Genomic DNA, 20,967 nt, shown 5'->3' with positions numbered 1-20,967 from the left:
TCGACCGCGACGCCTACGTCGCACTCACGGAGGGCTGAGACACACGTGGTTGCTTTCGCCGATCGTCACATCGGACCCACCGAGGCCGCACAGCGCACGATGCTCGACGCGCTCGGGCTCGGCGGCGCGGAGGACGGGCCCACCAGCCCGGTCGAGACGCTCATGCGCCAGGCCGTCCCCGCCTCGATCTACACGGGGCCGGAGGCCGCGGTCGCGGAGTCGCGCATCTCCGCCGCCGCGAGCGAGACCGAGGCCCTGGCCGAGCTGCGGGCGCTCGCGTCGCGCAACACGGTCCGCCGCGCGATGATCGGCCTCGGGTACTACGGCACCATCACGCCCCAGGTGATCCAGCGCAACGTGCTGGAGAACCCCTCCTGGTACACGGCCTACACGCCGTACCAGCCCGAGATCTCGCAGGGGCGCCTGGAGGCGCTCATCAACTTCCAGACCATGGTCGCCGAGCTCACCGGCCTCAGCACCGCGAACGCGTCGATGCTCGACGAGTCCACGGCCGTGGTCGAGGGGATGCTGCTCGCGCGGCGGGCCTCGAAGTCCTCGTCGAACGTGTTCGTGGTCGACGCCGACGCGCTGCCGCAGACCAGGGCCATGCTCGCGTCCCGCGCGGACGCCCTCGGTGTCGAGCTCGTGACGGTCGACCTCGCGGCGGGCGAGGAGCTGCCGGACGAGCTGTTCGGCGTGTTCGTGCAGTACCCCGGCGCGTCCGGTCGCGTGTGGGACCCGACGGCGGTGTTCGAGGCCGCGCACCTCGCGGGTGGTCTCGCCGTGGCCGCGGCCGACCTGCTGGCGCTCACACTGCTCACGGCCCCGGGGACGATGGGTGCCGACGTCGCGGTCGGCACCACGCAGCGCTTCGGCGTGCCGATGGGCTTCGGCGGACCGCACGCCGGCTACATGGCAGTGCGCTCCGGCCTCGAGCGCCAGCTGCCGGGGCGACTGGTCGGGGTGTCGGTCGATGCCGACGGCAAGCCCGCGTACCGGCTCTCGCTGCAGACGCGCGAGCAGCACATCCGCCGGGAGAAGGCCACGTCCAACATCTGCACGGCGCAGGTGCTGCTCGCGGTCATGGCTTCGATGTACGCGGTGTACCACGGCCCCGACGGGCTGCGCTCGATCGCCCAGGGCGTCGCCGGCAAGGCCACCCTGTTGCGTGACTGGCTGGTCGAGGCGGGGGCCGAGGTCGTGCACGAGCACTTCTTCGACACGCTCACGGTGCGGGTGCCTGGCGCCGCGGCGGAGCATGCCGCCCGCGCGCGCGAGGAGCACGGCATCCTGCTGCGGGTCGCCGACGCCGACACGATCGGTGTCGCGGTGGACGAGACGACGACGTTCACCGACCTGCACCGCGTGGCGCTGGTGTTCGGCGGGCCGACGGAGCGGGCGTTCGCGTTCGTCGCGGGTGTCTCGGTCGCGCTGCCGGAGGCTCTCCGCCGCGCGGACGAGTACCTCACGCACCCGGTGTTCCACGCGCACCGCAGCGAGACCGCGATGATGCGCTACCTCAAGAGCCTGTCCGACCGCGACTACGCGCTCGATCGCGGCATGATCCCGCTCGGCTCGTGCACCATGAAGCTGAACGCGGCGACCGAGATGGCGGCGATCACGTGGCCCGAGTTCGCCGGCATCCACCCGTTCGCCCCGGCGGACGACGTGCAGGGCTATCTCGAACTGATCGATCAGCTCGAGAGCTGGCTCGCCGAGATCACCGGCTACGACGCGGTGTCGCTGCAGCCGAACGCGGGGTCGCAGGGCGAGCTCGCCGGCCTGCTCGCGATCCGCGGCTACCACCATGCGAACGGCGACGCGCACCGCACGGTGTGCCTCATCCCGTCGTCGGCGCACGGCACGAACGCTGCGTCTGCCGTGCTGGCGGGCATGAAGGTCGTGGTCGTGGCCAGCGATGCGCTCGGCAACGTCGACCTCGACGACCTCCGCGCCAAGATCGCGCAGCACGCCGATGAGCTCGCTGCGCTGATGATCACGTACCCCTCGACGCACGGGGTGTACGAGGAGCAGGTGGTCGAGATCACGACGGCGGTGCACGAGGCCGGCGGTCAGGTGTACGTCGACGGCGCGAACCTCAACGCGCTGCTCGGCTACGCGCGCTTCGGTGACCTGGGCGGCGACGTCTCGCACCTCAACCTGCACAAGACGTTCGCGATCCCGCACGGCGGGGGTGGCCCCGGCATCGGCCCGGTCGCGGCGAAGGCGCACCTGGCCCCGTACCTGCCCTCGCACCCGCTGGCACAGCGCGCCGAGCATTTCGGCGGCTACACGTTCGACGGTGCGGTCATCTCGGCGGCCCCCTACGGTTCCGCGGGCATCCTGCCGATCTCCTGGGCCTACGTGCGCATGATGGGAGCCGACGGGCTGCGCCGGGCGACCGCAGCGGCCGTGCTCTCGGCGAACTACATCGCGGAGCGGCTGGGCTCGCACTTCCCCGTGCTCTACACGGGCGAGAACGGCCGGGTCGCGCACGAGTGCATCCTCGACCTGCGTCCGCTCAAGGAGGCAACGGGCATCACGGTCGACGACGTCGCCAAGCGCCTCATCGACTACGGGTTCCACGCGCCGACGATGTCGTTCCCGGTCGCCGGCACCCTGATGGTGGAGCCGACCGAGTCGGAGGACCTCGACGAGATCGAGCGGTTCATCGAGGCCATGATCATGATCAAGGCCGAGGCCGACGCGGTGGCCGCCGGACGCTGGCCGGCCGACGACAACCCGCTCGTGCACGCACCGCACACCGCGGTGTCGCTCATCGCGGGGGAGTGGACGCACGCCTATACGCGCGAGGAGGCGGCCTACCCGGTGCGCTCGCTCGTGGCCGCCAAGTACTGGCCGCCGGTGCGCCGGATCGACCAGGCGTACGGCGACCGCAACCTGGTGTGCGCGTGCCCGCCGGTGGAGGCGTTCGCCTGAGTCCCTGCTGATCCGCGGACGGCGTCGCGGTCACCTCCGGGTGGCGCGGCGCCGTCCTCGTCTCCCCATGTTTCGCGCGTGTGACGATTGGTCACCACTCAGTAACAGTTCGTTAGCCGAGTGCGTCGGCGGGCGGACTCGCGGGTTACGCTCAGGTATCCCTGCGTGCTCGACGATGCGCACGCAGAATTCCCACGTCCACAGGAGGACACAAAGTGAAGCGCAACAAGATCGCCCTGGCGGGCGTCGCGCTGTTCGCGGGTGGCGCTCTGGCGCTCGCGGGCTGCGCGGGCGGATCCGGCAACACCGGTGACGGCGGCAACGGTGGGGCCAAGGCCGACCCGGATGCCATCATCACGACGAACGGCTCGGAGCCGGAGAACCCGCTGATCCCGACCAACACGAACGAGGTCGGTGGCGGCAAGATCCTCGACGAGATCTTCGCCGGGCTCGTCTACTACGACGCCGAGGGCAAGCCGGTCAACGACATGGCCGAGGAGATCACCACCGAGGACCCGCAGCACCTCACCGTGAAGCTGAAGGAGGGTCAGACCTTCTCCAACGGCGAAGAGGTCACCGCCGACAACTTCATCAAGGCGTGGAACTACGGCGCACAGGCGGAGAACGCCCACCTCTCGAGCTACTTCTTCGAAGACATCGAGGGCTTCCAGAACACCCCCGACGTGTACGGCGCTCAGGGCGACATGTCCGGTCTCCAGCAGGTCGACGACTACACGTTCACGATCACGCTGAACAAGCCGGCCGCCGACTTCGCGCTGCGCCTCGGCTACTCGGCCTACTACCCGCTGCCCGACGTCGCGTTCGAGGACATCGACGCGTTCGGCGAGAACCCGATCGGCAACGGCCCGTACAAGCTCGACGGTGAGGGCGCCTGGCAGCACGACGTGCAGATCGACCTGGTCCGCAACGACGACTACGACGGCGGTCGCAAGGCCAAGAACGGCGGCCTGTCGATCATCTTCTACGCGACGCAGGACGCGGCCTACGCCGACCTGCAGGGCAACAAGGTCGACGTCATCGACGTCATCCCGTCCGTGTCGCTGCCGACCTTCCAGGACGACCTGGGCGACCGCGCGGTGAACCAGCCGTCGGCCGTCTTCCAGTCGTTCACGATCGGTCAGTTCCTGCCGCACTTCTCCGGCGAAGAGGGCATCCTCCGTCGTCAGGCCATCTCGATGGCGTTCGACCGCGACCAGATCACCGACAAGATCTTCTTCGGCACCCGCACCACGGCCTCCGACTTCACGTCGCCGGTCATCGACGGCTGGTCCGACTCGATCAAGGGCAACGAGGTCCTGAAGTACGACCCCGAGAAGGCCAAGGAGCTGTGGGCCGAGGCCGACGCCATCTCCCCGTGGGAGGGCGAGTTCAAGATCGCCTACAACACCGACGGTGGCCACCAGGAGTGGGTCGACGCCGTGACCAACGCGATCTCCAACACGCTGGGCATCGAGGCGTCGGGCGACCCGTACCCGACCTTCTCGGTCATCCGCGAGGAGATCAACAACAACAGCATCAAGACCGCTGCCCGTTCGGGTTGGCAGGCCGACTACCCCGGTCTGTACAACTTCCTCGGCCCGCTCTACGCGACCAACGCCGGTTCCAACGACGGTGACTACTCGAACCCCGAGTTCGACGCGCTGATCGCCGAGGGCATCAGCAACACCGACACCGCGGCTCAGGTCGAGGAGTTCACCAAGGCGCAGGAGATCCTGTTCAACGATCTCCCCGCGATCCCGCTGTGGTACTCCAACGTGACCGGTGGTTACGCCGACACGGTCGACAACGTCACGTTCGGCTGGAACTCGGTCCCGCTGTACTACGAGATCACGAAGGCTGCCGAATAGGCCTGACGGAGCTCGCACCCGCGAGGCGGTGACGGTTTCCGTCACCGCCTCGTCGGGTGCTCCCGTTCGGTCTGTTCGCGCCCTCCCGAAAGGGACTGCGGATGCCCAGCTATATCATCAGACGTCTTCTCCAGGTGATCCCCGTGTTCTTCGGGGCCACCCTGCTCATCTACTTCCTCGTGTTCGCCATGCCGGGCGACCCGATCCTGGCTCTGTTCGGCGATCGCACGCCCAATGAGGCTCTCGTCAACGCCCTGCGCGAGGAGTACCACCTCAACGAGCCGTTCCTGGTCCAGTACTGGTACTACATCACCGGTGTCTTCCAGGGTGACCTCGGCACGACCTTCTCCGGTCGCCCGGTCTCCGCGGTGCTCGTCGACACGCTTCCGGTCACCGGCCGGCTCGCCGTCATGGCGATCGGGATCGAGTTCACGCTCGCGATCACGATCGGCACGATCTCGGCGCTGCGCAAGGGCAAGCTGTTCGACACGACCGCCCTGCTGGTCGCGCTCGTCGCCCTGGCGATCCCGATCTTCGTGCTGTGCTTCCTGGCCCAGTACTTCCTGGCGATCCAGTGGGGCTGGTTCAGCCCGACCGTCGGCTCCGACAACGACTGGGGCGGCCTCTGGCTCCCCGCCCTCGTGCTCGGGTTCAGCCTCTTCGCCGTCAGCATGCGCCTGATGCGCAGCTCGGTGATCGACACCCTCAACCAGGACTGGGTGCGCACGGCGTACAGCAAGGGACTCTCGCGCACCCGCGTGATCCCGGTGCACGTGCTGCGCAACTCCCTGCTCCCGGTCATCACCAACTCCGCCACGAACTTCGGCGTGCTCCTCGTGGGCGCGACCGTGACCGAGGGGATCTTCAACATCCCCGGTGTCGGCAACACGCTCTACCAGGCGGCGATCCGCGGTGAGGGGCCCACCGTGGTCTCCTTCGTCACGGTGTTCGTGATCCTGTACGTGCTGGTGAACCTTGTCATCGACCTGCTCTACGGTCTGCTCGACCCGAGGATCCGCTATGTCTGACCCCACCACGCAGAAGCACTACGTCGCCCCGGTCGAGACCGAGTCGATCGCCATCGATGCGGTGCGCGTCGCCGAGAAGCCCAGCAACCTGTGGCGCGACGCGTGGCGCGACCTCCGCCGTCGCCCGATGTTCTGGTTCTCGGTGCTGCTCGCCGCGCTGTTCATCGTCATGTCGTTCTGGCCGACCCTGTTCACGCAGGTCAACCCGCGCGTGTGCGACCTGATGAACAGCAACGAGGGCCCGACGCCCGGCCACCCGCTCGGGTTCAACTTCCAGGGCTGCGACATCTACGCCCGCGTCGTCTGGGGCGCCCAGACGTCGCTGTCGGTCGGTCTCATCGCCACCGTGATCTCCGCGGTGCTGGGCCTCATCATGGGTGCGCTGGCCGGTTTCTACGGCGGCTGGATCGACGCGCTGCTGTCCCGCATCGGCGACATCTTCTTCGCGATCCCCTACATCCTGGCCGCCCTGGTCGTGATGACGGTGCTCTCGGACTATCGCTCGGTGTGGACGCTCGCGCTCGCGATCGGTGGCTTCTCCTGGGCGTCCACGGCACGCGTCGTGCGCGCTGAGATCCTCCGGGTGCGGCAGGCGGACTTCGTCATGGCGTCGCGCTCGCTGGGCCAGTCCCGGTTCAAGACGCTGCTGACCCACGTGATCCCCAACGGCATCGCGCCGCTGCTGGTCGTGTCGACCCTGGGACTCGCCGCGGCGATCGTGGCGGAGGCAACCCTGTCGTTCCTCGGTGTCGGACTCGGCGGCACGGTGGTGTCGTGGGGTAACGACATCAGCCAGGCACAGGCGGCTCTGCGCATCGCCCCGATGTCGCTCATCTATCCATCGATCGCGCTCACCCTCGCGGTGCTCGCGTTCGTCGGCCTCGGCGAGCTCATCCGAGACGCCCTCGACCCGAAGGCGAGGGCCCGCCGATGAGCGACCACAACGCCGCCCAGATCCCGCTGCTGAGTGTCCGCGACCTCAAGGTCGCGTTCCGTTCGCAGGAGGGGATGCGCGAGGTCCTGCACGGTGTCACGTTCGACGTGTTCCCCGGCGAGACCGTCGCGATCGTGGGGGAGTCCGGTTCGGGCAAGTCCACCACGGCCACGGCCATCGTCGACCTGCTGCCGGGGACCGGAAAGGTCACCGGAGGATCGATCACGCTCGAGGGCCGTCCGCTCACGGGCCTGAGCCGACGCGACATCGAGGCCGTGCGCGGTCGCGACATCGGCTTCGTGCCGCAGGACCCCATGTCGAGCCTCAACCCGGTGTGGAGCATCGGCTTCCAGGTCAAGGAGGCCGTGCGCGCCAACGGCATCGCCCAGGGGCGTGCCGCTGTCAAGGCACGCACGATCGAGGTGCTGCAGCAGGCGGGTCTGGCCGATGCCGAGCGACGGCTGCACCAGTATCCGCACCAGTTCTCCGGCGGGATGCGCCAGCGCGCGCTGATCGGCATCGGTCTCGCGGCCGACCCGAAGCTCCTGATCGCCGACGAGCCGACCTCGGCCCTCGACGTGACGGTGCAGCGGGTCATCCTCGATCACATGGCCTCTCTCACGCGGGACAAGGGCACCTCGGTGCTCCTGATCACGCACGACCTCGGTCTCGCGGCCGAGCGCGCGGAGAAGATCATCGTGATGAACGGCGGCAACATCGTCGAGGCGGGGCCGAGCCGTCAGATCCTGGAGAACCCGCAGCACCCGTACACCAAGCGGCTGGTGGCCGCGGCGCCCAGTGTGGCGTCGCAGCGCATCCAGGCGGTCGTGGAGGATCGGGGGATCGAGACGCTCGAGGACCTCGCGGACATCCCGCCGACCGTCCGGGTGGCCGGTCTGACGAAGGACTACAAGATCCGCCAGGGCAACTTCCGCAGCGAGGCCTTCCGGGCGGTGGACGACGTGTCGTTTGAGATCCCGCGCGGCAAGACGCTCGCACTGGTCGGGGAGTCCGGATCGGGCAAGTCCACGGTCGCGAAGATGGTGCTCAAGCTCGAGGATCCGACCGCCGGCACGATCGAGATCGACGGTCAGGACGTGTCGGGGCTCTCGAACGCGCAGGCGTTCGGGCTCCGTCGCCGGATGCAGCCGGTGTTCCAGGACCCGTACGGCTCGCTCGACCCGCTGCGCAACATCGGCAACACGATCGCCGAGCCGCTGCAGATCCACGGCGTCGGCGACCGCGCCTCGCAGCGGGCGCGCGTGGAGGAGCTGCTGGAGCAGGTCGCCCTGCCCCAGTCCCTCGCCACGCGATACCCGAACGAGCTGTCGGGCGGTCAGCGGCAGCGCGTGGCGATCGCTCGTGCACTCGCGCTCAAGCCCGACATCATCGTGCTCGACGAGGCGGTGTCGGCGCTCGACGTGCTGGTGCAGGACCAGATCCTGAAGCTGCTCGCCGACCTGCAGTCCGAGCTCGACCTGACGTACCTGTTCATCACCCACGACCTCGCGGTCGTGCGGGTCTCCAGCGACCTGGTGTGTGTGATGGAGAAGGGCCGCGTGGTGGAGCAGGGCACGGTCGACGAGATCTTCGCGAATCCGCAGGAGGAGTACACGGAGCGCCTGCTGCAGGCGATCCCGGGTGCGTCGATCCCTCTCGGCGGCCACTGAGCGTGGCATCGCCGGCACAGCCCGAGGACGCACGGACCTACCGTGCGTCCTCGGGCACCGTCATCCTCGTGCTCAGCGTGCTGCTGGTGCTGTTCCTGCTGGGGGACACGGTCGTCAACGGCAGCATCGTGCAGGCGCTGCTGATCGCTCCGTGGATGCTCCTCGCCCTGTGGATCGTGTACGAGATCAGCTTCGTGTCGCACGTGCGGGTGGACGCGCACGGGGCGACCGTGCAGAACCTCCTGCGCCGGACGAGCTTCGGCTGGGGGCACGTGCGCGACATCGACCTGCGCTGGCAGCTCGAGTTCGCGCTCGACGACGGCCGCACGCTCACCTCCTGGGGTGGCCCGGCCCGCGCCCGCCCGCCCCGTCAGCGTCGTGACGAGGACGCGGAGCCGCGGGTGCCCTCCGGGTTGCGGGCCCTCACCGACATCCGCGACCGCTGGTCGGAGGCGGCGGCTGCCGACGCGCCCATCCGTCGCACGTGGGACGGCCCCGCGCTGATCGCGCTCGCGGTGATCGTGCTGTGGGCCGCCGCCGCGCTCGTCGTGGTCAACCTCGGCTGAGCACCCGGCGCACCGGGCTCACCCGGGCAGCCCGAACAGCTCGGGCCAGGTGGCGGCCGCCCACGGGTAGCCGACGAACACGGTCGCGTCGATGAGGAAGTGCGCCACCAGGAACGGCAGCAGTCGTCCCGTCCGCTGGTACAGCCACCCGAACAGCAGCCCCATCGCGAGGTTGCCGACGAACGCCCCCGGCCCCTGGTACAGGTGGTAGGTCGCGCGGAGCACGGAGGTGGCGACGATGATCGTCCACGGCGACCAGCCGAGCTGCCGCAGCCGCGCGAAGAGGTAGCCGAGCACCACGAACTCCTCCTGCAGGGAGGCGCGGGCCGCCGCGAGCAGCAGGATCGGCACGGTCCACCAGTGGGCGTCGAGTCCCGCGGGGTTCACGGCCACGAACAGGCCGGCCGCCCGGCCGCCGAGGTAGAGCGCGAGGCCCGGCACGCCGATCGCCACCACGAGCAGCACGCCGCGGGCCACGTCGACGCCGATGCGGGTGCCGTCGAGCCCGAGCCGCCCGAGGTGCGGTCGTCGGCGCTGCCACAGCAGGAAGCACACCAGCAGCACGGGCACGAGCGAGAAGCCGATCGAGAGCAGCTGATAGACGAGGTCGAACACCTCGCGGTCGCTGCGGGACGGGTTGAGCGTCGCGGTCTGGTCGGCCAGGGGCACGTCGTCGGTCAGGCGGTAGGCCAGCTGCACGATCGCGTAGACCGCCGACTGTCCGAGCCCCAGGGCCAGCACGATCGCGATCTCCCACCACAGGCGCGCACGGCCCTCGCGGCGCGAGGACATCGGGGGAGCGGGGGTCACGGAGTCGATGCTACGACGTGCCTCGGAGATCCGATCCGGCGCGTACGTTATCCTGGAACGTCGGCTTCCCGGCGCAACCCCACACTCTTTGAGGACCCTTGTATGGCGCACGCCCTCCGCTCTGACCTCCGCAACGTCGCAATCGTCGCCCACGTCGACCACGGCAAGACCACGCTCGTCGACGCGATGCTCCGCCAGACGGGCTCCTTCGGCGAACACTCGCACGTCGAGGAGCGGGCGATGGACTCGAACGACCTCGAGCGCGAGAAGGGCATCACGATCCTCGCCAAGAACACGGCGATCACCTACAAGGGCAAGCACGCCGACGGCAAGGAGATCACGATCAACGTGATCGACACGCCCGGCCACGCCGACTTCGGCGGCGAGGTCGAGCGCGGCCTGTCCATGGTCGACGGTGTCGTGCTGCTCGTCGACGCGAGCGAGGGCCCGCTGCCGCAGACCCGCTTCGTGCTGCGCAAGGCCCTCGAGGCCAAGCTGCCGGTGATCCTGCTGGTCAACAAGACCGACCGCCCCGACGCCCGCATCGCCGAGGTCGAGGAGGAGGCGCACGACCTGCTGCTGGGTCTCGCGTCCGACCTGGTCGACGACGTGCCCGACCTCGATGTCGATGCGCTGCTCGACGTTCCGGTCGTGTACGCCTCCGGCCGTGCCGGCGCCGCCTCGCAGAACCGTCCCGCCGACGGGTCGCTGCCCGACAACGACGACCTGGAGCCGCTGTTCGAGGCGATCCTCGAGCACGTGCCCGCGCCGTCCTATGACGACGAGGCGCCGCTGCAGGCCTGGGTCACGAACCTCGACTCCAGCCCGTTCCTCGGACGACTCGCCCTGCTGCGCGTGTTCAACGGCACCCTCAAGAAGGGCCAGACGGTCGCCTGGGTCCGCTCCGACGGCACGACCAGCAACGCCCGGATCACCGAGCTGCTGAAGACCCGCGCCCTGGAGCGCTACCCGGCTGATTCCGCGGGCCCCGGCGACATCGTCGCGATCGCCGGCTTCGAGGACATCACGATCGGCGAGACCATCGCCGACCCCGAGGACATCCGTCCGCTGCCGGCCATCACGGTCGACGACCCCGCGATCTCCATGACGATCGGCACGAACACGTCGCCGCTCATGGGCAAGGTCAAGGGGCACAAGCTCACCGCCCGCATGGTGAAGGATCGTCTGGACCGCGAGCTCATCGGCAACGTCTCGCTCAAGGTCGTCGACATCGGCCGTCCCGACGCGTGGGAGGTGCAGGGTCGTGGTGAGCTCGCGCTCGCCATCCTCGTCGAGAACATGCGTCGCGAAGGCTTCGAGCTCACGGTCGGCAAGCCGCAGGTGGTCACCAAGAAGATCGACGGCAAGGTCTACGAGCCGTTCGAGCACCTGACCATCGACACGCCGGAGGAGCACCTCGGCGCGATCACGCAACTCCTCGCGAACCGCAAGGGCCGCATGGAGAACATGACCAACCACGGCACCGGCTGGGTGCGCATGGAGTTCGTCGTGCCCTCGCGCGGTCTCATCGGCTTCCGCAGCGAGTTCCTCACGACCACCCGCGGCACCGGCATCGCGAACGCGATCTCGCACGGGTACGAGCCGTGGGCCGGTCAGATCACGACGCGCCAGAACGGCTCGATCGTGGCCGACCGCTCCGGCGTGGTGACCCCCTTCGCGATGATCGCCCTGCAGGAGCGCATGTCGTTCTTCGTGCAGCCGACCGAAGAGGTCTACGAGGGCATGGTCATCGGCGAGAACTCGCGCGCCGACGACATGGACGTGAACATCACCAAGGAGAAGAAGCTCACCAACATGCGCTCCTCCACGGCCGACAACTTCGAGTCGATGACGCCGCCGCGGCTGCTCACGCTCGAGGAGAGCCTGGAGTTCGCGCGTGACGACGAATGCGTCGAGGTGACGCCCGAGAAGGTGCGCATCCGCAAGGTGATCCTGGACCAGACCGTCCGCGGTCGCGAGGCCTCGCGCCTGAAGCGTCAGGACGCGAACGCCTGAGGTATCCCCGCACCCTTCCGAGAGGGCCCCACGCTCCGGCGTGGGGCCCTCTTCTCATGAAAATGCCAGGTGGGGGCTAGGTCGATGACGCAGACTCGTTCACTTGCGTCCGGGGCAATCTCCCGATGAGTGTCCCGCATCGGGCGCACGACGACCCGAAAGTCGAACCCAATGCTTCAGAAGACCCGTGCGCTTCGGCGCGCCTCCGAGGTGGCTGCCGCGCGCGCCGCCGTCACCCGTACCCCGCTGCTCGTCCTGGGCACCGCGGCCGCCGCCCTCGTGGGGATCACCCTCACGGTCGGGGTGACGGCCGCCCCCGCCACCGGCACCGCGCAGCCGGCCGCGTCGGCCGCGATCACGAGCCAGGCCTTCGGCGCGGAACCGCTCACCCGCATCGCCGACGAGGCCGTGATGACGGTGTCGAAGGGGAAGGATGCGGTCGCAGCGGCGGACGCCCTGACCGCCGAGGTCTCCGCGTCCGGCCTCGACGTGAGCGCTGCGGCCCCGGTGGACACGACGCCGCTCGAGGATGACCTGGAGACCCTCGACGACCGTGCGACCCTGCCCTTGCTCCTCGTGACGGTCGCGACCGAGCAGGCCGCCGCCGAGACCGAGAAGGTCGTCGCGGAGACCGCGGCGCTGCAGCAGGCGTACACGGCGGCGCAGGAGCAGAAGGCCGCGGAGGAGGCGGCGCGCGTCGCCGCCGAGCAGGCCGCTGCGGCCGCCGCCGCGCTCGCCGCGGCCAACACGGTGGACGGCGCGAAGGCGACCGCGCAGCAGATGATGGCCGACCGCTACGGCTGGGGCGGCGATCAGTTCTCCTGCCTGAACTCGCTGTGGAACAAGGAGTCGGGCTGGAACTACCGGGCGTACAACGCCGATGGCGGTGCCACCGGGATCCCGCAGGCGCTTCCCGGCAGCAAGATGGCCTCGGCCGGCGCCGACTGGCAGACCAACGCGGCCACCCAGATCGCGTGGGGCCTGAAGTACATCGCCGATGCCTACGGCACGCCGTGCAGCGCCTGGGGCCACTCGCAGGCGATGAACTGGTACTGAGCCCGAGCGGGCCGGAGGCCACGCACCGTGACGGGCCTATCCTGAGAGGCGGTCGAGCGCTACGGTGACTGTGACGGCTGGGGAGCGTCGCGAATCCGAGGAGGAGTGGTGCTCGATCCCGTCGCCTGGCTCGATGTCCCGCAGGAGGTCTCGACGGGCACGCTGCCCGGCTGGGAGCGCGTGGACGAGATCGTCCGGGAGGCCCACGCCCGCTATGCCGGTGAGCGCGGAGGGCGCGTGGCCGACTACATCCCGGTGCTGGCCGAGGTGGACCCCGAGCTGTTCGGTCTCGCCGTCATCGAGGTCGGCGGCGGGGTGCACGACGCCGGAGACGCGCTGCACCCGTTCTCGATCCAGTCGATCTCGAAGATGTTCGTGTACGCCCTGGCGATCCAGGAGCACGGGCACGAGCGCGTCCGCGACATCGTCGGCGTCAACAACACCGGGCTCGCGTTCAACTCGGTCGTCGCGCTGGAGCTGAACGAGGGCCATCCGCGCAACCCGATGGTCAACGCCGGCGCGATCGCGACCACGGCGCTGATGCCGGGCGCGACCGCGGTCGAACAGTGGGAACGGGTGCGGGAGGGGCTGTCGGCGTTCGCCGGACGGCCGCTGAGCCTCGACGGCGAGGTGTACGCGTCGGAGGCGGCGTCGAACGACCGCAACCGCGCCCTCGGCTGGCTGCTCAAGAGCTACGGACGCCTGGCGGGCGACCCGGACGAGATCGTCGATGTGTACACGCGGCAGTGCGCGCTGAGCGTGACGGCGCACGACCTGGCCGTCATGGGGGCGACGCTCGCCGACGGCGGCGTGAACCCGATCACGGGGGAGCGCGTGGTGACGGCGGACGTGTGCCGCGACACGCTCGCGGTCGTCGCAGCGAGCGGCCTCTACGAGAACTCCGGCGACTGGTTGTTCGAGATCGGTCTCCCGGCGAAGTCCGGTGTCGCGGGAGGGATCGTCGCGGTCTCGCCGGGCAAAGGGGCGGCTGCCGGGTTCTCGCCGCGGCTGGACGACGCGGGCAACTCCGTGCGGTCGCAGATGGCGATCGGCCATCTGTCGCGCTCGCTCGGGCTCAATCTGTTCGCCTCCGCACCCGCGCAGGCGGACGACTCGCGGAGCGGTCCCCGATCGGCGGAGAAGGAGCGATCATGACGGAGACGGTGCAGGCGCCAGCGAAGACCTCGTGGCTGCCGATGGTGAGTCTGTTCCTCGCGCAGGTGCTGATGTCGTTTAATGTGGCGGCGCTGCCCATCTCCCTGGGCGGCATGGTCGGTGAGTTCGGCGTGCCGCCGACACTCGCCAGCACCACCATCGTGATGTACGGCCTGGCGGTCGCGGCGCTCGTGATGACGGGCGCGAAGCTCGGGCAGCGCGTCGGCTGGGTGCTGATCTTCCGGGTGGTGGTCGCCCTGTTCGCCGGCTCCGCGATCATGATGCTCACCGCCCCCGGCATCTGGTGGGCGATCGCCGGTCAGGCGGTGGCCGGGGCGGCCGCGGCCATCATCGTGCCGTCCATCGTGGCGCTGATCGCCGAGAACTACCGCGGATCCCAGCAGGCCACCGCGATCGGGGCCATCGGCTCCGCCCGCGCCATCTCGGGTGTCAGCGCCTTCCTCATCGGCGGCACACTGGGCACGCTCGTCGGCTGGCGCCCGCTGTTCTTCATCGTGCTGGCGATCGCGGTCGCCGTCTTCGCCCTGAGCTTCACGCTGCGCGGCGACCGCGGCGACGCCTCCATCCGCATCGACCTCGTGGCGTCGCTCCTGATCGGCGGCGCGATCGTGCTGCTGACGCTCGGGTTCAACAACCTCAACGGCTGGGGTGCGCTGGCCGCATCGCCGGCCGCCCCGTTCAGTGTGCTGGGGCTGTCGCCGGCACCGCTGTTCATCGTGCTCGGCCTCGTGCTGGGGCAGGCGTTCTTCCTGTGGACGCGGCGGCGCATGGCGGAGGGCAAGGTACCGCTCATCGACCTCAGTGTGCTGGGGTCGTCGCGCGAGCGTGCCGCCGTCTACGCCATGTTCATCGTCGTGGGGCTCGAGGCGTGCGTGAACTTCACGATCCCGCTGTACATCCAGATCGTGCAGGGGAGGACCCCGTTCGACACGTCGTTGGCGATGATGCCGTTCAACCTCACGGTCTTCCTGACCGCGACACTGGTCGTGCGCTTCTACAAGCGCTACCCCCCGCGCACCATCGGGGTGTTCGGCTTCACCCTCACCACCGCCGCGCTCGTGTGGCTCTCGGTCGTCGTGACGAACAACTGGGAGACCGTGCCGACGATCGCGGGGCTGATCGTGTTCGGCATCGGACAGGGCGCCCTGGTCACGCTGGTGTTCAACGTGCTGGTCACGGCGGCCCCCGCGGAGCTGGCGGGCGACGTGGGCTCCCTGCGCGGCACGACGCAGAACCTCGCGTCGGCGGTGGGGACGGCTCTCGCCGGCGCGCTGCTGGTGTCGCTGCTCGCCCTGAACGTCGGTCGCGCGGTGGTCGAGCATCCGGAGCTGCCGCCGTCGCTGGTGGCGCAGGTGCCGATGGACGACGTGAACTTCATCAGCAACGACGACCTGCGCGTGGTGCTGGAGTCGACGGACGCCACGGAGGAGCAGGTGGATGCGGCGGTCGCCGTGAACGAGCAGGCGCGTCTGAGCACGCTCAAGCTCGGACTGCTGCTGCTGGCGGCGGTGAGCGCCCTGGCGATCCTCCCGGCGTCGCGGCTGCCGCAGTACCGGCCGCACGAGATCCCCGATCCGTCGCCGTCGAGCGGCTCGGACTGAGGCGGCGCTCAGCGCAGCTCGGAGATGAGGACCGCGCTCGTCCCGGGCTTGGTGGCCTCGAAGATGTGCGACACGTCTCCGGCGTACGTGAGGTAGTCGCCGGGGTCGAGCACGACGGGCTCGTCGGGCGGGCCGATGCGGGCCTGGCCCGCGATCAGGATCACGTGCTCGATCGTGCCCGGGTGGTGCGGGTCGGAACGGCGGGGGTCTCCGGGCTCGGCCTGGATCAGGTACACGTCGCGCCGGGCGCCGGGCGGGCTGGCCGAGAGGAGGGTCGCGCTGTAGGCGGCGGCGGACGAGGGCACGCCCGCGAGCTCGTCGGCGCGGATGAGCGTGGGCGCGTTGGCCTGCTGGTCGACCAGCACCGCGAAGGGCACCCCGAGGGCGACGCCCAGGGCCCACAGCGTCTCGACGCTGGGGTTGCCCGCGCCGCTCTCGAGCTGTGAGACGGTCGCCTTGGAGACGCCGGCGCGGCGGGCGAGCTCCGAGACGGACAGGCTCGCGGCCTCTCGCTCGCGGCGGAGCGTGCGGGCGAGGCGGGTGCGGAGATCCTCCATGCGTTCATCATGTCAAACGATCGTTCGCTTGACTATCCACCAGCAGCTGTTCAGAATGATGGTCATGCGTTCACTCAAACGAACAGAGCGCGCGGTGTCCCGGTGACCGCGGAACGCGAGGTGTGGCGCGAGGCGCTCGGCGTCGTGCTCGCCACCAGCGCCTACGGCATCTCGTTCGGTGCCCTCGCCGTCGCCTCCGGGCTGGACGTGTGGCAGACCTGCGTGCTGAGCCTGCTGATGTTCACGGGCGGGTCGCAGTTCGCGTTCATCGGCGTCTTCGCCTCGGGCGGCCTCGCCGCCCTCCCGTCGGCGATCGCCTCGGCCGCGCTGCTCGGCGTGCGCAACGTCGCCTACGGCATGCGCATGTCGCCCCTCGTCGGGGGAGGACCGTGGCGCCGTGCGGCCGCCGCGCACTTCACGATCGACGAGTCCACCGCCGTCGCGATCGCCCAGAACGACCCCCGCCTGCGCCGGGTGGGCTTCTGGGTCACGGGCGTGGGCATCTTCATCGGCTGGAACCTGACCACCCTCACGGGAGCCCTCGTCGGCGACGTGCTCGGCGACCCGAAGGCCTGGGGCTTGGACGCGGCGGCCGCGGCAGCGTTCCTCGCCCTGCTGTGGCCGCGCCTCCGACAGCGCCAGGCGGTGGCCGTCGGCGTGGCGGCGGCAGTGGTCGCGGCGGCGTTGACCCCGTTCCTCATGCCGGGGTTGCCGGTGCTGATCGCCGCGGTCGTCGCGATCGCGGTCGGGTGGTTCAACTGGCTCGGGCGGGACGACGCGGGGCGCGAGCCCCTCGAGACGCGGGAGGCCGGCGCATGAGCCTGTGGAGCGCCATCCTGCTGGCCGCCCTGATCTGCCTCGCGCTCAAGGCCGCGGGCTACCTCGTGCCGCCGAAGGTGCTCGAGGCGCCGCGTCCCGCCCGCATCTCCGATCTGCTCACGGTGGCCCTGCTCGCGGCACTCGTCGCAGTGCAGACCCTCGGCGACGGTCAGGCCATCACGGTCGACGCCCGCGTGCCCGCGCTGCTGGTGGCGGCCGGACTGCTGTGGCTGCGGCAGTCGTTCCTCGTGGTGGTCGTGGCGGCGGCGCTGGTGGCGGCGCTGCTGCGCCTGTTCGGGCTCGCGAGCTGATCGGCGGGTGCCGCGACCGCCGCGCGGATAGGATCGAGGGGTGCGCGTGAACGGGATCTCGAGGGTGCTGTCGTGGGTCGCCGCGGCCCTGGTCGGCGGTGTCTACGGCGTGGCCGGGACCATCGCGCACAGCGTGATGTGGGGCCCGATCCCGGTCGGCCTGATCGTCGCGGCGATCGCCTGCGCCGCCATCCTGGTGGCGATCCGCGCGCTCACCCACGACCGCTGGGCGGCCGTCGCCGCAGGGCTCGGGATGCTCGGCATGCTGGTCATGATCTCCGGTGTGGGCCCCGGCGGCTCCGTCGTGGTGCAGGACTCCCTCGCCGGTCGCATCTGGACCTACCTGGCGGCGGGGATCGTGCTGCTCGTTGTCGCGTGGCCGTCGTTCTCGCGCCCGCCCGCACGACCCGCGAGCGCGCCGACGGAGGATCGGGAGCCGAGCGCGACGTAGACTGGAGCGGTGACGTATGTGATCGCCCTCCCGTGCGTCGATGTCAAGGATCGCGCCTGCATCGACGAGTGCCCCGTTGACTGCATCTACGAGGGCGAACGGTCGTTGTACATCCACCCGGACGAATGCGTCGACTGCGGTGCCTGTGAGCCGGTGTGCCCCGTCGAGGCCATCTACTACGAGGACGACCTGCCCGACGAGTGGCAGGACTACTACAAGGCCAACGTCGAGTTCTTCGACGAGATCGGCTCGCCGGGAGGCGCCGCCAAGGTCGGCGTCTACCCGTTCGACCACCCGATCATCGCCGCGCTGCCGCCGCAGGGCGAGTAGGCGCCGGCCGTGAGCGTCCGCGACCTCGCCGACTACCCGTGGGACGCGGTCGTCCCGTTCCGTGACCGCGCAGCGCAGCACCCGGGCGGTCTGGTCGACCTCTCGGTCGGCTCGCCCGTCGACCCGACGCCCGACATCATCCGCCGGGCGCTCGCCGAGGCGACAGACGCCCACGCCTATCCGCAGACGGTCGGGACCCCCGCGCTGCGCGAGGCCATCGTCGCCTGGTATGCGCGCCGCCGCGGCGTGCCGGATCTGCGCATCGACAACGTACTGCCCACGATCGGCTCGAAGGAGCTCGTCGGGCTCCTGCCCACGCTGCTCGGTCTCGGGCCGGGCGACATCGTGGTGCACCCGCGCGTGGCCTATCCGACGTACGACGTGGGCGCCCGCGTCGCCGGAGCCACACCGCTCGCGGCCGACGATCCGGCGGAGTGGCCCGAGGGCACGAAGCTCATCTGGATCAACACCCCTGGCAACCCCGACGGGCGCACCTGGAGCGTCGCGGAGCTCGCGGCCGCCGTGCGTCGCGCGCGCGAGCTGGGCGCGGTCCTGGCGAGCGACGAGTGCTACGCGGAGCTGGGGTGGGACGGCCCGTGGTCGACGGAGCCGATCCCGTCCGTGCTGGACCCGCGGGTGACCGACGGCAGCCGCGCCAACCTGCTCAGCGTGTACTCGCTCAGCAAGCAGTCGAACCTCGCGGGGTATCGCGCCGCCTTCGTGGCCGGGTGCGCCCGCATCGTGGGGGAGCTGCTCACCGCCCGCAAGCACCTCGGCCTCATGCCGCCCGCTCCGGTGCAGCACGCGATGGCCGTGGCGCTCGGCGACGACGCGCACGTGGCCGCGCAGAAGGAGCTGTACCGCGCCAGGCGCGACCTGCTCCGCCCGGCCCTGGAGGCCGCCGGCTTCCGCATCGACGGCTCGGAGGCGGGTCTCTACCTGTGGGCGACGGAGGGACGCGACGCGTGGGAGTCGCTGGGGCGGCTCGCCGACCTGGGCATCCTCGCGGGTCCCGGCCCCTTCTACGGTGCCGACGCGGCGCAGCACGTGCGGCTCGCGCTGACCGCGCCGACCGAGCGGGTGAGCGCGGCGGCAGAGCGCCTGCACGACGGCGCTCTGTAGCTTCCCTCAGCTCAGCGGCGATCTGTTTGGCGGTTGTCACAGTAGGCCGGTGGGACTACTAGGCTGTAAAAGCGATTCGGTCGTCACCCGACCAGGCGCTCGGCGCCGAGAGATCGCCACTTCCGGCTTGATCACGAACGTGCTGACACCCCCGCGACGCGCAGGCGGTCAGACAAAGGAGGAGGGCGCGTGAGCGCTGCAGCAGACCAGACGGCGAAGCTGACGATCGGTGACACCACCGCCGAATTCCCCGTGGTGCGCGGCACGGCCGGCCACGACAGCATCGATTTCTCGACGCTGACCAGGCAGACCGGGTACACCGGACTCGACTACGGCTTCGTGAACACCGCCTCGACCAAGTCCGAGATCACCTTCATCGACGGCGACAAGGGCATCCTGCGCTACCGCGGCTACCCGATCGAACAGCTCGCCGGGAGCACCAGCTACCTCGAGGTGGCGTGGCTGCTCATCTACGGCGAGCTGCCCTCGGCATCCGAGCTCGCCGAGTTCGACGAGAAGATCCGCCGCCACACGCTGCTGCACGAAGACCTCAAGCGCTTCTTCTCCGCGCTGCCGCACACCGCGCACCCCATGTCCGTGCTGTCCTCGGCGGTCGCCGCCCTGTCGACGTACTACGAGGGCCAGACCGACCCGCACAACCCCGAGCACGTCGAGCTGAACATGATCCGCATGCTCGCCAAGCTCCCGGTGATCGCGGCCTACGCGCACAAGAAGAGCGTCGGGCAGGCGTTCCTGTACCCTGACAACTCCCTCGGGTTCGTGGAGAACTTCCTCAAGCTCAACTTCGGCGTCAACTCCGAGCCGTACGAGATCAACCCGGTCATGGCGAAGGCGCTCGAGCTGCTGCTGATCCTGCACGAGGACCACGAGCAGAACGCCTCCACGTCGACCGTCCGCCTCGTCGGCTCGACGGGCGCGAACCAGTTCGCCTCCGTGTCCGCCGGCATCCAGGCGCTCTCCGGCCCGCTGCACGGCGGTGCGAACGAGGCCGTGCTGACGATGCTCGGTCAGATCCGCGACTCGGGGCAGAGCGTCGCGCGCTTCGTGGAGCGGGTGAAGAACAAGGAAGAGGGCGTGAAGCTGATGGGCTTCGGGCACCGGGTCTACAAGAACTACGACCCGCGCGCCAAGCTCGTCAAGGAGGCGGCCGACGAGGTGCTCGCCTCGCTGGGCGTGACCGACCCGCTGCTCGATCTGGCGAAGGAGCTCGAGGAGCTCGCGCTCGCCGACGACTACTTCCGCGAGCGTCGCCTCTACCCGAACGTCGATTTCTACACCGGCGTGATCTACAAGGCGATGGGCTTCCCGACGCGCATGTTCACGGTGCTGTTCGCGATCGGACGGCTCCCGGGCTGGCTCGCGCAGTGGCGTGAGCTGCAGCTCGACCCGCAGACCAAGATCGGCCGCCCGCAGCAGTTGTACACGGGTTCGCCCGAGCGGTCCTTCCCGACGCGCTGAGCCGTCACCCGAAACGCCCCCTCCGTCACATCGGAGGGGGCGTTTCGGCGTCCGGCAGCGCAACGCAGAACGGTGCCCCTCCGTGAGGAGGGGCACCGTTCCGGGGGGTGGCAGGGGTGTCAGCGGCCCTGCGAGCCGCGGCCACCGCCCTGACGGGACTGGCCGCCCTGGCGCGAAGCGCCGCCGGTCTGCGTGGAGTAGCTGGCGCCCTGGCCGCCGCCCTGACCGCCGGA

General features: G+C 69.9%; 18 protein-coding genes. 16 read left to right on the top strand and 2 right to left on the bottom strand.

All coding sequences use genetic code 11. The features are described 5' to 3' along the window. Nucleotides 1-99 precede the first annotated feature (99 nt). From gcvP to DW309_RS14380, 6 genes are all read left to right on the top strand, one after another. Complete coding sequence (gene gcvP, locus DW309_RS14405; protein ID WP_240753242.1) at nt 100-2,940, top strand: aminomethyl-transferring glycine dehydrogenase; 2,841 nt, start codon at nt 100-102, stop codon at nt 2,938-2,940. 215 nt (nt 2,941-3,155) lie between these two features. Further along, nucleotides 3,156-4,808, top strand: a complete 1,653-nt coding sequence (locus DW309_RS14400) for a peptide ABC transporter substrate-binding protein (protein ID WP_136028634.1) — start codon at nt 3,156-3,158, stop codon at nt 4,806-4,808. Nucleotides 4,809-4,909: 101 nt separating this feature from the next. Beyond that, on the top strand, nt 4,910-5,836 hold the full coding sequence (locus DW309_RS14395; RefSeq protein ID WP_136028635.1) for an ABC transporter permease: 927 nt from the start codon (nt 4,910-4,912) through the stop codon (nt 5,834-5,836). Further along, nucleotides 5,829-6,770: an ABC transporter permease gene (locus DW309_RS14390; protein ID WP_136028636.1), complete on the top strand. Its 942-nt coding sequence runs from the start codon at nt 5,829-5,831 to the stop codon at nt 6,768-6,770. The genes DW309_RS14395 and DW309_RS14390 overlap by 8 nt, the downstream gene beginning before the upstream one ends. Next, a complete protein-coding gene (locus tag DW309_RS14385; protein ID WP_136028637.1) occupies nt 6,767-8,440 on the top strand; it encodes a dipeptide ABC transporter ATP-binding protein in 1,674 nt (557 codons plus the stop codon). The genes DW309_RS14390 and DW309_RS14385 overlap by 4 nt, the downstream gene beginning before the upstream one ends. Nucleotides 8,441-8,442: 2 nt before the next feature. Next, nucleotides 8,443-9,006 carry a PH domain-containing protein gene (locus DW309_RS14380; protein WP_136028638.1) on the top strand — a complete coding sequence of 188 codons (564 nt, stop codon included), beginning with the start codon at nt 8,443-8,445 and terminating at the stop codon, nt 9,004-9,006. A gap of 18 nt (nt 9,007-9,024) precedes the next feature. Here DW309_RS14380 and DW309_RS14375 read toward each other — a convergent pair whose 3' ends face one another. Beyond that, the gene (locus tag DW309_RS14375; protein ID WP_136045760.1) at nt 9,025-9,798 is read right to left on the bottom strand and encodes a CPBP family intramembrane glutamic endopeptidase; all 774 of its coding nucleotides are present in this window, start codon (nt 9,796-9,798) and stop codon (nt 9,025-9,027) included. 120 nt (nt 9,799-9,918) lie between these two features. Here DW309_RS14375 and typA point away from each other — a divergent pair, with 120 nt between their 5' ends. From typA to DW309_RS14355, 4 genes are all read left to right on the top strand, one after another. Beyond that, the gene (gene typA, locus DW309_RS14370; protein WP_136028639.1) at nt 9,919-11,832 is read left to right on the top strand and encodes a translational GTPase TypA; all 1,914 of its coding nucleotides are present in this window, start codon (nt 9,919-9,921) and stop codon (nt 11,830-11,832) included. A gap of 171 nt (nt 11,833-12,003) precedes the next feature. Then, nucleotides 12,004-12,888 (top strand): aggregation-promoting factor C-terminal-like domain-containing protein, encoded by an 885-nt coding sequence (locus DW309_RS14365; protein WP_136028640.1) that lies wholly within the window; start codon nt 12,004-12,006, stop codon nt 12,886-12,888. A gap of 108 nt (nt 12,889-12,996) precedes the next feature. Continuing rightward, entirely contained in the window at nt 12,997-14,043 is a 1,047-nt protein-coding gene (glsA, locus tag DW309_RS14360; RefSeq protein ID WP_136045757.1) for a glutaminase A, read from the top strand. Then, nucleotides 14,040-15,665, top strand: coding sequence for an MFS transporter (locus DW309_RS14355; protein WP_136045756.1), 1,626 nt, complete (start codon nt 14,040-14,042; stop codon nt 15,663-15,665). The genes glsA and DW309_RS14355 overlap by 4 nt, the downstream gene beginning before the upstream one ends. An 8-nt stretch (nt 15,666-15,673) precedes the next feature. Here the strand turns inward: DW309_RS14355 and DW309_RS14350 are convergent, their stop codons facing one another. Continuing rightward, a complete protein-coding gene (locus DW309_RS14350) occupies nt 15,674-16,222 on the bottom strand; it encodes a helix-turn-helix domain-containing protein (protein WP_136036699.1) in 549 nt (182 codons plus the stop codon). A gap of 102 nt (nt 16,223-16,324) precedes the next feature. On the opposite strand from DW309_RS14350, the gene DW309_RS14345 reads away from it, so the two are divergent. From DW309_RS14345 to DW309_RS14320, 6 genes are all read left to right on the top strand, one after another. Further along, complete coding sequence (locus DW309_RS14345; protein ID WP_136045755.1) at nt 16,325-17,041, top strand: AzlC family ABC transporter permease; 717 nt, start codon at nt 16,325-16,327, stop codon at nt 17,039-17,041. After that, the gene (locus tag DW309_RS14340) at nt 17,038-17,352 is read left to right on the top strand and encodes an AzlD domain-containing protein (RefSeq protein WP_136028645.1); all 315 of its coding nucleotides are present in this window, start codon (nt 17,038-17,040) and stop codon (nt 17,350-17,352) included. The genes DW309_RS14345 and DW309_RS14340 overlap by 4 nt, the downstream gene beginning before the upstream one ends. Nucleotides 17,353-17,392: 40 nt before the next feature. Then, nucleotides 17,393-17,803 (top strand): histidinol dehydrogenase, encoded by a 411-nt coding sequence (locus tag DW309_RS14335; protein WP_168387288.1) that lies wholly within the window; start codon nt 17,393-17,395, stop codon nt 17,801-17,803. A gap of 9 nt (nt 17,804-17,812) precedes the next feature. Next, nucleotides 17,813-18,133 carry a ferredoxin gene (fdxA, locus tag DW309_RS14330; RefSeq protein ID WP_017203330.1) on the top strand — a complete coding sequence of 107 codons (321 nt, stop codon included), beginning with the start codon at nt 17,813-17,815 and terminating at the stop codon, nt 18,131-18,133. Nucleotides 18,134-18,142: 9 nt separating this feature from the next. Further along, a complete protein-coding gene (gene dapC / locus DW309_RS14325; protein ID WP_136028646.1) occupies nt 18,143-19,255 on the top strand; it encodes a succinyldiaminopimelate transaminase in 1,113 nt (370 codons plus the stop codon). 189 nt (nt 19,256-19,444) lie between these two features. Further along, entirely contained in the window at nt 19,445-20,734 is a 1,290-nt protein-coding gene (locus DW309_RS14320) for a citrate synthase (RefSeq protein WP_136028647.1), read from the top strand. Nucleotides 20,735-20,967: the final 233 nt, after the last annotated feature.

Source organism: Microbacterium sp. K41 (genome assembly GCF_004794395.1).
In the GTDB taxonomy this organism is placed as follows: domain Bacteria; phylum Actinomycetota; class Actinomycetes; order Actinomycetales; family Microbacteriaceae; genus Microbacterium; species Microbacterium sufflavum.
The sequence above is the reverse complement of the archived record's forward strand: the minus strand, read 5'-3'. Positions and strand labels throughout refer to the sequence as shown.

Coding starts and splice junctions, on each gene's coding strand:
- DW309_RS14340 (WP_136028645.1), top strand. CDS start 17,038: ATGAGCCTGTGGAGCGCCATCCTGCTGGCCGCCCTGATCTGCCTCGCG.
- DW309_RS14350 (WP_136036699.1), bottom strand. CDS start 16,222: ATGGAGGATCTCCGCACCCGCCTCGCCCGCACGCTCCGCCGCGAGCGA.
- DW309_RS14365 (WP_136028640.1), top strand. CDS start 12,004: ATGCTTCAGAAGACCCGTGCGCTTCGGCGCGCCTCCGAGGTGGCTGCC.
- DW309_RS14375 (WP_136045760.1), bottom strand. CDS start 9,798: ATGTCCTCGCGCCGCGAGGGCCGTGCGCGCCTGTGGTGGGAGATCGCG.
- DW309_RS14385 (WP_136028637.1), top strand. CDS start 6,767: ATGAGCGACCACAACGCCGCCCAGATCCCGCTGCTGAGTGTCCGCGAC.
- DW309_RS14355 (WP_136045756.1), top strand. CDS start 14,040: ATGACGGAGACGGTGCAGGCGCCAGCGAAGACCTCGTGGCTGCCGATG.
- DW309_RS14395 (WP_136028635.1), top strand. CDS start 4,910: ATGCCCAGCTATATCATCAGACGTCTTCTCCAGGTGATCCCCGTGTTC.
- gcvP (WP_240753242.1), top strand. CDS start 100: ATGCTCGACGCGCTCGGGCTCGGCGGCGCGGAGGACGGGCCCACCAGC.
- typA (WP_136028639.1), top strand. CDS start 9,919: ATGGCGCACGCCCTCCGCTCTGACCTCCGCAACGTCGCAATCGTCGCC.
- DW309_RS14390 (WP_136028636.1), top strand. CDS start 5,829: ATGTCTGACCCCACCACGCAGAAGCACTACGTCGCCCCGGTCGAGACC.